17 protein-coding genes and 1 other RNA gene are annotated in these 13,087 nt (G+C 69.8%); 10 read left to right on the forward strand and 8 right to left on the reverse strand.

Annotated features, from left to right (window positions below; genetic code table 11):
• Positions 1 to 181: 181 nt before the first annotated feature.
• The 4 genes from HL658_RS15835 (at position 182) to HL658_RS15850 (ending at position 3,614) form a co-directional block, all read left to right on the forward strand.
• Entirely contained in the window at positions 182 to 1,333 is a 1,152-nt protein-coding gene (locus HL658_RS15835) for a Re/Si-specific NAD(P)(+) transhydrogenase subunit alpha (RefSeq protein WP_180283288.1), read from the forward strand.
• Positions 1,334 to 1,354: 21 nt separating this feature from the next.
• Positions 1,355 to 1,774 (forward strand): NAD(P) transhydrogenase subunit alpha part 2, encoded by a 420-nt coding sequence (locus tag HL658_RS15840; RefSeq protein WP_180283289.1) that lies wholly within the window; start codon positions 1,355 to 1,357, stop codon positions 1,772 to 1,774.
• A gap of 15 nt (positions 1,775 to 1,789) precedes the next feature.
• Entirely contained in the window at positions 1,790 to 3,184 is a 1,395-nt protein-coding gene (locus tag HL658_RS15845; protein WP_180283290.1) for an NAD(P)(+) transhydrogenase (Re/Si-specific) subunit beta, read from the forward strand.
• A 142-nt stretch (positions 3,185 to 3,326) separates the two neighbouring features.
• A complete protein-coding gene (locus tag HL658_RS15850) occupies positions 3,327 to 3,614 on the forward strand; it encodes a DUF1330 domain-containing protein (RefSeq protein ID WP_180283291.1) in 288 nt (95 codons plus the stop codon).
• A 2-nt stretch (positions 3,615 to 3,616) separates the two neighbouring features.
• Here the strand turns inward: HL658_RS15850 and HL658_RS15855 are convergent, their stop codons facing one another.
• Positions 3,617 to 4,009 carry a hypothetical protein gene (locus HL658_RS15855; RefSeq protein ID WP_180283292.1) on the reverse strand — a complete coding sequence of 131 codons (393 nt, stop codon included), beginning with the start codon at positions 4,007 to 4,009 and terminating at the stop codon, positions 3,617 to 3,619.
• Between the two features lie 201 nt (positions 4,010 to 4,210).
• Positions 4,211 to 4,414 carry a 30S ribosomal protein S21 gene (rpsU, locus tag HL658_RS15860; RefSeq protein ID WP_012974546.1) on the reverse strand — a complete coding sequence of 68 codons (204 nt, stop codon included), beginning with the start codon at positions 4,412 to 4,414 and terminating at the stop codon, positions 4,211 to 4,213.
• A gap of 162 nt (positions 4,415 to 4,576) precedes the next feature.
• On the opposite strand from rpsU, the gene def reads away from it, so the two are divergent.
• Positions 4,577 to 5,116 (forward strand): peptide deformylase, encoded by a 540-nt coding sequence (def, locus tag HL658_RS15865; protein ID WP_180283293.1) that lies wholly within the window; start codon positions 4,577 to 4,579, stop codon positions 5,114 to 5,116.
• Between the two features lie 3 nt (positions 5,117 to 5,119).
• Entirely contained in the window at positions 5,120 to 5,815 is a 696-nt protein-coding gene (locus HL658_RS15870) for a COQ9 family protein (protein ID WP_180283294.1), read from the forward strand.
• Between the two features lie 10 nt (positions 5,816 to 5,825).
• Here the strand turns inward: HL658_RS15870 and HL658_RS15875 are convergent, their stop codons facing one another.
• The 3 genes from HL658_RS15875 to ssrA all read right to left on the reverse strand — a co-directional run bounded on the left by HL658_RS15875 (position 5,826) and on the right by ssrA (position 7,105).
• Positions 5,826 to 6,185, reverse strand: coding sequence for a TfoX/Sxy family protein (locus tag HL658_RS15875; protein ID WP_180283295.1), 360 nt, complete (start codon positions 6,183 to 6,185; stop codon positions 5,826 to 5,828).
• A 9-nt stretch (positions 6,186 to 6,194) separates the two neighbouring features.
• Entirely contained in the window at positions 6,195 to 6,707 is a 513-nt protein-coding gene (locus HL658_RS15880; RefSeq protein ID WP_180283430.1) for an SspB family protein, read from the reverse strand.
• A gap of 26 nt (positions 6,708 to 6,733) precedes the next feature.
• Positions 6,734 to 7,105, reverse strand: a transfer-messenger RNA (tmRNA) gene (ssrA, locus tag HL658_RS15885).
• A gap of 97 nt (positions 7,106 to 7,202) precedes the next feature.
• Between ssrA and thyX the strand changes: the two genes are divergently transcribed.
• Positions 7,203 to 8,141, forward strand: coding sequence for an FAD-dependent thymidylate synthase (thyX, locus tag HL658_RS15890; protein ID WP_180283296.1), 939 nt, complete (start codon positions 7,203 to 7,205; stop codon positions 8,139 to 8,141).
• Positions 8,142 to 8,164: 23 nt separating this feature from the next.
• Here thyX and HL658_RS15895 read toward each other — a convergent pair whose 3' ends face one another.
• Positions 8,165 to 8,554, reverse strand: a complete 390-nt coding sequence (locus HL658_RS15895; RefSeq protein ID WP_180283297.1) for a DUF983 domain-containing protein — start codon at positions 8,552 to 8,554, stop codon at positions 8,165 to 8,167.
• A gap of 162 nt (positions 8,555 to 8,716) precedes the next feature.
• Between HL658_RS15895 and HL658_RS15900 the strand changes: the two genes are divergently transcribed.
• The 3 genes from HL658_RS15900 to HL658_RS15910 are packed head-to-tail and all read left to right on the forward strand — an operon-like array spanning position 8,717 to position 11,365.
• The gene (locus HL658_RS15900; protein WP_196242260.1) at positions 8,717 to 9,676 is read left to right on the forward strand and encodes an ABC transporter substrate-binding protein; all 960 of its coding nucleotides are present in this window, start codon (positions 8,717 to 8,719) and stop codon (positions 9,674 to 9,676) included.
• Between the two features lie 4 nt (positions 9,677 to 9,680).
• Complete coding sequence (locus tag HL658_RS15905) at positions 9,681 to 10,568, forward strand: ABC transporter permease (RefSeq protein WP_180283298.1); 888 nt, start codon at positions 9,681 to 9,683, stop codon at positions 10,566 to 10,568.
• Positions 10,565 to 11,365 carry an ABC transporter ATP-binding protein gene (locus tag HL658_RS15910; protein WP_180283299.1) on the forward strand — a complete coding sequence of 267 codons (801 nt, stop codon included), beginning with the start codon at positions 10,565 to 10,567 and terminating at the stop codon, positions 11,363 to 11,365. The genes HL658_RS15905 and HL658_RS15910 overlap by 4 nt, the downstream gene beginning before the upstream one ends.
• 17 nt (positions 11,366 to 11,382) lie before the next feature.
• Here HL658_RS15910 and HL658_RS15915 read toward each other — a convergent pair whose 3' ends face one another.
• Both HL658_RS15915 and purE read right to left on the reverse strand, forming a co-directional pair.
• Positions 11,383 to 12,486 (reverse strand): 5-(carboxyamino)imidazole ribonucleotide synthase, encoded by a 1,104-nt coding sequence (locus HL658_RS15915; RefSeq protein WP_180283300.1) that lies wholly within the window; start codon positions 12,484 to 12,486, stop codon positions 11,383 to 11,385.
• Positions 12,487 to 12,490: 4 nt separating this feature from the next.
• Complete coding sequence (gene purE, locus HL658_RS15920; protein ID WP_180283432.1) at positions 12,491 to 12,958, reverse strand: 5-(carboxyamino)imidazole ribonucleotide mutase; 468 nt, start codon at positions 12,956 to 12,958, stop codon at positions 12,491 to 12,493.
• Positions 12,959 to 13,087: the final 129 nt, after the last annotated feature.

The following is a 13,087-nucleotide window of genomic DNA, read 5'->3' on the forward strand; positions in this document are numbered from 1 at the left end:
GGCATTCCACGCAATCGTTGCTGCGGATAGCCGCGGTATGACAGCGTGAGCTCGTCCGGAGGGACGCCGCGGCTTCACAAATGGCGTCGAATCCGTCATGTAGAACCGTCACGCGCGCCGGCTGCCCGAAACAAAAGAACGGGCGGTGATGGTCGCCACGCGGCAGGGGAGAGAGGAGTACATGAAAGTCGGCATACCCAAGGAACGGCGTCCGAACGAACAGCGGGTCGCGGCTTCTCCGGAAACGGTCAAGAAACTGAAGGGCCTCGGGCTCGATGTCGTGGTGGAGACCGGGGCTGGGGCCGGCGCCAACATCCCCGACCAGGCCTTCGCCGACGCCGGCGCCACCATCGCACCCGACGAGGCGGCGGCGCTGGCCGACGCCGACATCGTGCTGAAGGTGCAGCGCCCCCTGACCGCCGCCGAAGGCGGCACGGACGAGCTGGCCCTGATCAAGCGCGGCGCGCTGCTGATCGGCATCCTGAACCCCTTCGACAGCCGCGAGGCGCTGGCGGCCTACGCGTCGGCGGGCGTGAACGCGCTGGCCATGGAGTTCATGCCGCGCATCACCCGCGCCCAGGTCATGGACGTGCTGTCGAGCCAAGCGAACCTCTCCGGCTACAAGGCCGTGGTGGACGCCGCCAGCGTCTACGGCCGCAGCTACGCCATGATGATGACGGCGGCCGGCACCGTGCCGCCGGCGCGCGCCTTCATCATGGGGGTGGGCGTCGCCGGCCTCCAGGCCATCGCGACCGCCAAGCGCCTCGGCGCCATCGTGTCGGCCACCGACGTGCGCCCGGCGGTGAAGGAGCAGGTGCAGTCGCTGGGCGGCAGCTTCGTCGCGGTCGAGAACGACGAGTTCAAGCAGGCCGAGACCGCCGGCGGCTACGCCAAGGAGATGTCCGACGACTACAAGCGCCAGCAGGCGGCGCTGGTGGCCGAGCACATCAAGAAGCAGGACATCGTCATCACCACCGCCCTGATCCCCGGCCGCAAGGCCCCGGTGCTGGTGACCAAGGAGCATGTCGCCTCCATGAAGCCCGGCTCGGTCATCATCGATCTGGCGGTGGAGCGCGGCGGCAATGTGGAGGGGGCGAAGCCCGGCGAGGTGGTCGTCACCGACAACGGCGTGACCATCGTCGGCCATCTCAACTACCCCAGCCGCATCGCCGAGTCGTCGTCGCTGCTCTACGCCAAGAACCTGCTGGCGCTGCTCCAGACCTTCCACGACAAGGACGCCAAGGCGATCAAGCTCAACTGGGACGACGAGATCGTGAAGGCCATCGCGCTGACCCGCGACGGCGCCGTCGTCCACCCGCAGTTCGCCGCCTGATCCGGCCCCAGGAGGATAGGAATGGACCAGACCCAACTCTCGGCCCGGATCGCCGAGCTGAAGGCCAACCTCGCCGCGCTGTCGCAGCAGGCCGACCTTCTGGCCGCCCAGGTGGCGCAGACCGCCGCCCATGGCGGGGCGGAGTCCGCCGGCCACGGCAACTTCTTCGTCGTCGGCATCACCGTGTTCGTGCTGGCCTGCTTCGTCGGCTATTACGTGGTGTGGCGCGTCACCCCGGCGCTGCATTCGCCGCTGATGGCGGTCACCAACGCGGTGTCGTCGGTGATCATCGTCGGTGCGCTGATCGCCGCCGGCCCCGCGCAATTCAGCTTCTCGCAGTTCATGGGCTTCCTGGCGGTCATCCTCGCCAGCGTGAACATCTTCGGCGGCTTCCTTGTCACTCAGCGCATGCTGAGCATGTTCAAGAAGAAGGGCAAGTAAGGGGGGACATCGACCATGGAAACTCTTTCGGCCCTTCTCTATCTCGTGGCGTCCGTGTGCTTCATCATGGCGCTGCGCGGTCTTTCGTCGCCGGAGACTTCCCGGCAAGGCAACCTTTACGGCATGGTCGGCATGACCATCGCCATCGTCACCACGCTGGCCCTGCCGGTGGTGCAGAGCTACTGGCTGATCATCCTGGGCATCGCCATCGGCGGCGGCATCGGGTACGTCATCGCCAACAAGATCGTCATGACCGCGCTGCCGCAGCTCGTGGCGGCTTTCCACTCGCTGGTCGGTCTGGCGGCGGTGTTCGTCGCTCTGGCCGCCTACTATCAGCCGGAGGCCTACGGCATCGGCGTGCGCGGGGCGATCGCCAGGGGCTCGCTGATCGAGATGGCGCTGGGCACCGCCATCGGCGCCATCACCTTCACCGGCTCGCTGGTCGCCTTCGCCAAGCTCCAGGGCCTGGTCAGCGGCAAGCCGCTGGTGTTCCCCTTCCAGCACCAGCTCAACGCGGCGCTGGGCGTGCTCACCGTGCTGCTCGTCCTCTGGCTGGTGGCGTCCAACGCCGACGCCGCGATGTGGCTGATCGTGCTGGCGGCGCTGGCGCTCGGCTTCCTGCTGATCCTGCCGATCGGCGGTGCCGACATGCCGGTGGTCATCTCGATGCTGAACAGCTACTCCGGCTGGGCGGCGGCGGGCATCGGCTTCACGCTGCAGAACAACCTGCTGATCATCACCGGCGCGCTGGTGGGCTCCTCGGGTGCCATCCTCTCCTACATCATGTGCAAGGGGATGAACCGCTCGATCTTCAACGTGATCCTGGGCGGCTTCGGCGGCGACTCGGCGGCGGCGGGTGCGGCGGCCGGCGGCGGCGAGCGCGGCACGGTCAAGGCCGGCTCGCCGGAGGACGCGGCCTACATCATGAAGAACGCGCAGTCCGTCATCATCGTGCCCGGCTACGGCATGGCGGTGGCGCAGGCCCAGCACGCGCTGCGCGAGATGGCCGACCAGCTGAAGAAGGAGGGTGTGGAGGTCAAATACGCCATCCACCCCGTCGCCGGCCGCATGCCCGGTCACATGAACGTGCTGCTGGCCGAGGCCAACGTGCCCTACGACGAGGTGTTCGAGCTGGAGGACATCAACCGCGACTTCCAGTCGGCGGACGTGGCCTTCGTCATCGGCGCCAACGACGTGACCAACCCCGCGGCCAAGACCGACCCCGCCAGCCCCATCTACGGCATGCCGATCCTGGACGTGGAGAAGGCCAAGACCGTGTTCTTCATCAAGCGGTCGATGGCGTCCGGCTACGCCGGCGTCGAGAACGAGCTGTTCTTCCGCCCCAACACCATGATGCTCTTCGGCGACGCCAAGAAGGTCACCGAGGAGGTCGTGAAGTCGATGGAGTAGGGGGGCGTTCCTGAACGGCGCCCCCACCCAACCCTCCCCCATCTCGCGACGGGGGAGGGCTTTTCTTTTCACCCCCTCCCCCGCGCAGTGGGGGAGGGCCGGGGAGGGGGACCAACGCGGCCACTCTCCCCAGGAGCTTCCCATGCCCTGCTATCTCGTCGCGGATATCGAAGTCACCGATCCCGAGACCTACGAGGCCTACAAGGCGCTGTCGCCGGGTGCGGCGGCGGCCTATGGCGGGCGCTTCATCGTGCGCGGCGGCAATCCGGAGCCGGTCGAGGGCGACTGGCCGGCGACGCGCATCGTGATCGTGGAATTCCCGGATCGGGAGACGGCCCACCGCTTCTGGGACGGGCCGGAATACGCCCACGCCCGCAAGGTGCGGGAGGGTGCGGCGATCATCCGGTCGGTGCTGGTGGACGGGGCCTGAGGTTACAGCGTCGGCCAGCGCGGCGCTTCGATCCGGTCCACCAGTTCGCTGCCCTGCTGGCGCAGCCACGCGATGCCGGGCGCCATGCTCTGCGCCACCCCGCAGCCGGCGGCCACGGTGGCGACCAGGACCGGCACCGCGATCGCCGATTCGGCGGTCGTCGCACCCCCGCCGGTGGCCACGATGGCGACGCCACCCGCCAAAAGGGTCGCGGTTCCGGCGATGGCCGCCCCCACGATGCAGGCGATGCTGCCGAATTCGGTGTCGGTCATCGGCTTGGGCAGGGCCAGTGGGGATACCGCGGCATCCTGCGCCGCCGGGGTCTGCGCCGCGGCGGGCAGGGCGCCCAGCAGCAGGGCGAGCGTGGCGATGATGGCAATGGCGGTGCGGCGCATGGTCGCTCGGGTGTGACGGACGGGACTTGACCCTTCCTGTCTAACACAGGCGGGCAAGCCCGCGGAACCGGCTACCCACGTTGCAAGCTCAAAAACACCTGGAATGCATCACAAACGCCTTCACCGCCCGCACGGGCATCCCGTGGGGCGGTCGAATCGGCGCAAGTCGGGGGTGGTCGCGTCGAAACGACCAGCCGGCGACTAGTAGCCCTCGCGCTCCATACGCTTGCGCAGGAGCTTGCGGGTGCGGCGAACCGCTTCCGCCTTCTCGCGCGCGCGCTTTTCCGAGGGCTTCTCGTAGTTCCGGCGCAGCTTCATTTCCCGGAAGATGCCCTCGCGCTGCATCTTCTTCTTCAGCGCGCGGAGGGCCTGATCGACGTTGTTGTCGCGAACCAGAACTTGCACGGTGGACCCATACCCCTTGGTTGACCGATTGCCTATGGCAAAGAGGGTGTGCACCTGCGGCGCACCCCCTCGCTTCGGGACTGTGTAGCACGCTCCGCGGCATTTGGGAAGAGATTGCGGGTCGCCATTGCCGACGGGGCCCGGTCGTGAAACATAGTGGGCATGGCTTTGCTGAAGATCGCCCGCATGGGGCATCCGGTGTTGCGCGCCAGGGCCGAGCCGGTGCGCGATCCGACCGATCCGGAGGTGCGGCGGCTCGCCGCGGACATGCTGGACACGATGCTGGACGCCCCCGGCGTCGGCCTTGCGGCTCCGCAGGTGCACCGTTCCGTCCGCATGATCACGCTGCACGTCCCCGCCGACCGGTCGGGTGGCGATACCGTGTCCCCCACCGTGCTCGTCAACCCGGAGATCGAGGCGGTGGGCGACGAGATGGAGCTGGGGTTCGAGGGCTGCCTGTCGATCCCCGGCTTGCGCGGGGTGGTGCCGCGCCATGCTCGCATCCGCTACCGGGCCATCGATCTGGAGGGCCGGCCGCTGGAAGGAGAGGCCCAGGGTTTCCACGCCCGCGTGATCCAGCACGAGTTCGACCATCTCGACGGCATCCTCTACATCGACCGGATGCCCGATCTGCGCTTCCTCGCGTTCAACGAGGAGGCGTCGCACGTCGCCGAGGCGCTGCGCGCGCTCAAGGAGGAATAGGCCATGGACATGGACAAGGTCAGGGACGAGATCCTGGAGGCGACGCTTCCCAACGTGGTGTTCGACGGCTGGAGCATGGCGTCGTTGCGCGACGGGGCGCAGCAGGCGGGCTATGACGCCGGCACCCTGCACCGCGCCTTCCCCGGCGGCGTGACGGAGCTGGTGGAGCATTTCGGCGCCTGGACCGACCGCCGCATGCTGGAGCGGCTGGACGCCATGGGGCTGGCCGATATGCGGGTGACCGACCGCATCCGCCACGCCGTGCGCGCCCATTTCGCGGTGCTGGAGCTGCACCGGGAGGCCAAGCGCCGGCTGATCGCCCATCTCGCCATGCCGCAGAATGTCGGGATGGGGTTGCGCATGCTCTACCGCACGGTGGACGCCATGTGGTTCGCGGCCGGCGACGACTCGACGGACTTCAACCATTACAGCAAGCGCGCTCTGCTGGCCGCCGTGCTCAGCGCCACCACCCTCTACTGGCTCGACGACCAGTCCGAGGACCATGAGGACACGTGGAGCTTCCTCGACCGCCGGCTCGCCGACGTGATGGGGGTGGGCAAGGCGATGTCGCGGATGGGCGGGCTGGGGCGGGTGCTCTGGGCGATGCCCAACCCGGTGCGCTTCGCCCGTCAGCTCCGCCAGCGCACCGCCTCGGCCCAGGCCGGCAACGCGACCACGCACATGGCGGAGAACATTTGACCGTGCGCCATCAGCCCCGCCGGCGCGGAGTCGGCGGGGTCTGTCGCGTCCGGAACGCCACCGCCACCGCTGGCCGTGCCCAGGCCAGCAACTCCTCGGAGTCGTCCAGCGCCGAATCGGGCGGGGGGTGGTAGGGCATGGCGGTGGATTTGCCGGGGTAGGGGCGGAACGGCTCCAGCCCCAGCGCTTCATAGGCGGGGCGGGTCTCCGCGTCGGTCTTCAGGTAGAGCGTCTCGTCGGCGACGATGGCGAAGATCACCCCGTCGCAATACAGCCCATAGCCGCCGAACATGCGCCGCGCCGTCACGTCACCCAGCGCCGCCATCGTCTCGCACAGCAGGCGGACGAAGTCGCTGACCGGTGCGGCCATGGCGGCAACCTACTTCTTGCGGAAGGCGTCGAGGGTAACCACCTCGCCCCGCTTCGGCGGCGGCTCGCCCTCGGCGGCCGGGGCGGCGGGTGCGGCCGGCTTCGCGTCGTCGCGACGCTCGGGCTTGCGGTCGGCGATCGCCTCCACTTCGGCCGATTCGCCGGGAGCGACCGGCTGGAATTGCAGCGCGAAATTCACGGAGGGGTCGGCGAAGGTCGTGATGGCGGCAAACGGAATGACCAGCCGCTCATGCACGTTGTTGAAGCTCAGCGTCACCGAGAATTGCTCGTCCGTCACCTCCAGTCCGAAGAACTGGTACTGCAGGACGATGGTCATCTCGCCGGGATACTGGCTCTTCAGATATTCCGGGATGTCGATCCCCGGATGGCCGGTGCGGAAGGTCAGATAGAAATGGTGGTTGCCGGGCAGCCCACGGTCACTCGCCTGTTTCAACGCATCGCGGACGACGCCGCGAAGGGCGGACTCGACCATCCTGTCGTAACGCAACTGCTCTTTCGGCATCTTGGGCGCCACCTCCGCCGGAGTGAAGTGTGGGCCTTCTGTTGCTGGGCGGCCCACGAACCCCACCTTCAAGTGCTACCCTGAAGGGATTTGGTTTCGATCACCAGCGCTGCTTACGCAGCGACAGCAACCGGAGCAACGTTGTCATTGGCAACTATTGCAATGGCCCGATAACGGCGGAACCATGCCGGGCGAAGACCTTGCCTTTACCACGCGTGTCGATCCTGTTTCGCCCCCATCGACCCGCTGACTGGCGCGAAGCCCGGCCGGCGGGAGGTTGGTGGAGGCGCCGGGTACCGCCCCCGGGTCCACAACGCTTATTCCACAAGGCGTTTATCACCATAGTCGGTGCGACCGACAGGCCCAATATAGGGGCTTTCGCGGCGCGATGAAAGGGGAGCGTGGCGAAAAGACGGGGGTGTCACAGCGGCGATGACTCCCGGCGTACGGGACGCTAGAGTGCGCGGCCCGTCGCCAAACGCCCCAAGGTCCACCATGCCCATCACGCCCGAACAGCGCGCCGAGATCGACCGCCAGCGGTCGCAGGAGGCCGCCACGCGGCGCGCCACCGTGCCCGCGCTGGAGGCGATCCTGTACGAGCCGATCACCGTGCTCGACCACGGTTTCGTGCGCGTCATCGACTATATGGGCGACGATTCGGCGGTGGTGCAGGCGGCGCGCGTGTCCTACGGCCGCGGCACCAAGAAGGTCAGCGAGGATTCCGGGCTCATCAAGTATCTGATGCGCCACCGCCACTCCACGCCCTTCGAGATGTGCGAGATCAAGTTCCATGTGAAGCTGCCCATCTTCGTGGCGCGGCAGTGGATCCGGCACCGCACGGCCAACGTGAACGAGTATTCGGCCCGCTACTCCATCCTCGACCGCGAGTTCTATGTGCCGGCGCCCGAGCATCTGGGGGCGCAGGCGGTGGTGAACCGCCAGGGACGCGGCGACGTGCTGGAGGGGGAGGAGGCGGCGTCCGTGCTGGCGCTGCTCCGCTCCGACGCCGAGGCGGTGTACGCGCATTACGAGGAGATGCTCAACGGCCGGGAGGACGGCACGGTCATCGACCCGTCCCGCCAGGGCCTCGCCCGCGAGCTGGCGCGCATGAACCTGACGCTGAACTACTACACGCAGTGGTACTGGAAGATCGACCTGCACAATCTGCTGCACTTCCTGTCCCTGCGCGCAGACCCGCATGCCCAGTACGAGATCCGGGTGTACGCGGAGGCGATGCTGGACGTGGTGAAGCGCTGGGTCCCGGCGGTGTGCGAGGCCTTCGAGGAGTACAGGCTGGGCGGCGCCCACCTGTCGCGCACCGGCCTCTCGGTGGTCAAGCGCCTGCTGGCTGGCGAGCCGGTGACGCAGGAGGCCAGCGGCCTCAGCAAGCGCGAGTGGCGGGAGCTGATGGAGTCGCTGGGCCGGGCGGAGTAGGGGGGCGGAGTAGGGCGTCCGCCTCACCCCTCGTCGCGCCGGTCGTCCCCGGCCCGCGTGGCCCACAAGACGCCCAGGATCACACCCTTGCAGCGCGGCAGCAGAAGCAGGGTCAACAGCAGCGTGACCGCCGGCCACAGGGTCGCCTGCACCCAGAGCGGCGGGCTGTAGCGCTGCTCCACCATCAGCAGCAGCGGCATGACGATGTGCCCCACCAGCAGGATGGTCAGCCAGGGCGGCGCGTCGTCGGCGCGCAGGTGCCCGTAGCGCTCTCCGCATACGGAGCAGGCCTCCACCGGAGCGAGATAGCCGCGCAGCAGCCGCCCGCGCCCGCAGGCGGGGCAGCAAAGCCCGGCCCCGCGCAACGCTGCGGTGAGGACGGAGGGGCGGACGGTGGCGGCGGGCGCGGACATGACGGCTCCGGACTGCGATTCTCCGCGTCATCTGGTCACGCCCCCGCCCGCGGATCAAGCCTTCCCGCCATCGGTCCGGTTGACGGCCGGGTTGCGGCCGTCTAACGCTCGGATGTGGGCGGGCGCGGCGGTGCGCGCCCGGCATCGGGGAGGACGGGCAGCATGGGGATCATCCGCTTCGTCATGGCCGCTGCGGTGGGGGTGGCGCTCGCGACTCCGGCGCTGGCGCAGACCAAGACCGTGGCCATAACCGCCATCGTCGAACACCCGGCGCTCGACGCCGTGCGCGACGGGGTGGTGGAGGCGCTGAAGGCCGCCGGCTGGGTGCCCGGCCAGACCCTGACCGTGGAGTACCAGAGCGCCCAGGGCAACCCGGCGACCGCCGCGCAGATCGCGCGCCAGTTCGTCGGCAAGCGGCCGGACGTGATCGTGCCCATCTCCACCCCCTCGGCCCAGGCCGTGGTGGCGGCGACGCGCGACGTGCCGGTGGTGTTCTCCGCCGTCACCGACCCGGTTGGCGCCCAACTCGTGCGCAACCCGGATCACCCCGGCGGCAACGTCACCGGCCTGTCCGACTTCCCGCCGGTGGAGGAGCATCTGCTGCTGATCCGCAAGGTGCTGCCCGGCGCCAAGCGGATCGGCGTGCCCTACAACCCCGGCGACGCCAACTCCGTATCGCTGGTCGGCACCATCAAGGCGCTGGCCGCCAAGCACGGCATGACCGTGGTGGAGGCGCCCGCCAACCGCTCCAGCGAGGTGCAGGGCGCCGCCCGCGGCCTCGTCGGCAAGGCGGACGTGATCTACACCGCGCTCGACAACACCGTCGTCTCCGCTCTGGAGGCGGTGGTCGCGGTCGGCGCGCAGAACAAGCTGCCGGTCTTCTCCGGTGACACCGACAGCGTGGCACGCGGCACCGTCGCCAGCATCGGCTTCAATTATTTCGAGGTGGGCCGCCAGACCGGGCAGATCGTCGCCCGCGTGTTGAAGGGCGAGAAGCCGGGCGACATCCCCGTCACCACGGCGCGCGGCACCGATCTGGTGGTCAACCCGGCGGCGGCGCAGGCGATGGGGGTGACGCTGCCGGCCGACCTCGTGCAGTCCGCCAAGGTCGTGGGGAAGTGAGCGCGTGACCTGGATCGCCTTCTTCGGCGCGGTGGAGATCGGGCTGGTGTACGCGCTGGTGGCGCTGGGGGTGTACCTGTCCTTCCGCGTGCTCGATTTCCCGGACCTGACGGTCGATGGCAGCTTCCCGCTGGGGGCGGCTGTCGCGGCCACCCTGATCGTCGGCGGTGCGAACGCGTGGCTCGCCACGCTGGCCGCCGTGCTCGCCGGGGCGCTGGCCGGGCTGGTCACCGCGACGCTGAACGTACGCTTCCGCATCCTGCATCTGCTCGCCAGCATCCTCACCATGATCGCGCTGTTCTCGATCAACCTGCGGGTCATGGGGCGGCCGAACGTGGCGATCCTGATGCAGGACACGGTGGTCACGCCCTTCACCGCGCTGGGGCTGCCGGACCATCTGGTGCGCCCGCTGGCGATGCTGATTGTCGTGGCCGTGGTTGCGGCGCTGCTGGCGCGTTTCCTGGCCAGCGAGTTCGGGCTGGCGATGCGGGCGACCGGGGCCAACCCGCGCATGGCCCGCGCCCAGGGGGTGGACACCGGCTTCCACATCCACGCGGGCATGGCGCTGTCCAACGGGCTGGTCGGGCTGGCGGGGGCGCTGTTCGCCCAGACCAACGGCTTCGCCGACGCCACCATGGGGCTCGGCACCATCGTGGTCGGTCTTGCCGCGGTGATCGTGGGGGAGACGGTGCTGCCCGGCCGCGGGCTGGCTTTGGCCTTGGTCGGCTGCGTGGTTGGATCGGTGCTCTACCGGCTGGCGGTGCAGCTGGCGCTGTCCGCCGATTCGGTCGGGTTGCAGGCGTCCGACCTCAACCTCGTCACCGCGGTGCTGGTGGCGGTGGCGCTGATCCTGCCGCGGCTGCGGCAGAAACGCCGGGTGGCCGTGCGATGATCGACATCCGCGACCTGCACGTCACCTTCAACCCCGGAACGCCGCTGGAGAAGGCGGCGCTGCGCGGCGTCACCCTGGCGATCCCGGAGGGGCAGTTCGTCACCGTCATCGGTTCCAACGGGGCCGGAAAGTCCACACTGCTGGGCGCGCTCGCCGGCGACGTGGCGGCCGACGGCGGCCGCGTCGCCATCGAGGGCACGGACGTCACCCGCTGGCCCACCCCGCGCCGCGCCGGCCTCGTCGCCCGCGTCTTCCAGGACCCCATGGCGGGAAGCTGCGCCGACCTGACCATCGAGGAGAACATGGCGCTGGCCGCCCGGCGCGGCGCCCGCCGCGGCTTCGGCCGGGCCGTCACCCACGCCCGTCGCGCGGTCTTCGCCGAGCGCATCGCCACGCTGGGCCTCGGCCTGGAGACGCGGCTGGAGGACCGGATGGGCCTGCTGTCCGGCGGCCAGCGGCAGGCGGTCAGCCTGCTGATGGCGACCCTGTCCGGCTCGCGCATCCTGCTGCTGGACGAGCACACGGCGGCACTCGACCCCGGCACGGCGGCCTTCGTGCTCGATCTCACCCGCCGCATCGTCGCCGGCAACCGGCTGACCGCGCTGATGGTGACCCACAGCATGCGCCAGGCGCTCGAGGTCGGCGACCGCACGGTGATGCTGCACGAGGGCCGCGTCGTGCTGGACGTGGCGGGGGAGGAGCGGGCGCGCCTCGACGTGCCCCATCTGCTGGAGCTGTTCGCCCGCCAGCGCGGAGGGACGGAGGAGATCAGCGACGACCGGCTGCTGATCGGGTGACGGTCACCCGCTGAACGTCAACCGCTCTTGGGGAACAGCCGCGTCACATGGCCCATCTTGCGGCCCGGCCGCGCCTCCGCCTTCCCGTAAAGGTGCAGGCGGGCGCCGGGTTCGGCCAGCAGCCGGGACCAGCGGTCGGCGGCGTCGCCGATCAGGTTCTCCATCTCCGCGTCGGCGAAGCGCTCCACCGACCCGAGTGGCAGGCCGCAGACGGCGCGGACGAGCTGCTCGAACTGGTCGGTGGTGCCGGCGTCCATGGTCCAGTGGCCGGAATTGTGCGGGCGCGGTGCCATCTCGTTCATCAGCACGGCGCCGTCGGCGGTGACGAACATCTCCACCGCCAGCAGCCCGACCACGTCCAGCGCCTCGGCCAGGGTGCGCGCGACGCGCTCGGCCTCCGCCGCGGTGGATGCTGGCACGCGGGCGGGTGCGATGCTGCGGTCGAGGATGCCGCCCTTGTGGCGGTTCTCCACAGCCGGGTAGGCGGCCATGGCGCCGTCGGCCGAGCGGGCGACGATCACCGAGACCTCGCAGACGAAGGGCACGAAGCCCTCCACGATCCCGACGAGGCCCGGCACAGTGCCGCCGCCGATGGCGGCCCAGGCCGCCGCCGGGTCGGTGCCGCGGTCGATCACCGCCTGCCCCTTGCCGTCATAGCCCAGCCGGGTGGATTTCAGGATGCAGCGCGGACCGACCTCAACGGCCGCCGCGGCGACCTCGTCCGCACTGGTCACGGCGCGCCAGGGCGCGGTGGCGATGCCCAGCCGGTTGGCGAAGCCCTTCTCCGCCACCCGGTCCTGCGCCACCGACAGCACGCCGGCGCCGGGGTGCATGGGCTTGTGGCGGGCCAGCGCCTCCACCGTCGGGACGGGCACATTCTCCCATTCCAGCGTGATCACGTCGCAGGATGCCGCGAAGCGGGCCAGCGCCGCCTCGTCGTCCCAGCCGGCGACGGTGGTGGCGGCCGACACCTGCGCCGCCGGGCTGTCCGCCGCATCGGGCGCGTAGACGTGGGTGCGGTAGCCGAGCCGGGCGGCGGCCAGCGCCGTCATGCGGCCGAGCTGCCCGGCGCCGAGCATGCCAATGGTGGAGCCGGGCGGGACGGGAGCGAGCGGGGCCATGGCGTCAGGCCGGCTGATCGACAGGGATGTCGGCGACCGCCGCGGTCTGGCGCGCGCGCCAGCCGTCCAGCGCGTCCGCCACCGCCGGGTCCATCAGCGCGATGACGGAGGCGGCGAGCAGGGCGGCGTTGATGGCGCCGGCCTTGCCGATCGCCAGCGTGCCGACCGGAATGCCGCCCGGCATCTGCACGATGGACAGCAGGCTGTCCATGCCCTTCAGCGCGTGGCTTTCGATGGGAACGCCGAACACCGGCAAGGGCGTCATGGAGGCCGCCATGCCCGGCAGATGGGCGGCCCCGCCGGCCCCGGCGACGATCACCTTCAGCCCGCGCCCGCGGGCCGTGGTCGCGTACTCCACCAGCCGCTGCGGCGTGCGGTGGGCGGACACGATGCGCACCTCGTGCGGCACACCCAGCGCCGTCAGCGTGTCGGCCGCGTGCTTCATGGTGGCCCAGTCCGACTGGCTGCCCATGATGATGCCGACCAGCGGCGCGGAAGTGGGGGCGGTCGATTCGGCGGACACGGCGGCAGGCTTTCCCCAGAAGTCGGAAAGCGGCGGATTATAGGGGGGGCGGGGCCGGAGTCCAGCGCCGCAACCGTG

It is taken from the genome of Azospirillum oleiclasticum (assembly GCF_013423485.1).
Lineage (GTDB): Bacteria > Pseudomonadota > Alphaproteobacteria > Azospirillales > Azospirillaceae > Azospirillum > Azospirillum oleiclasticum.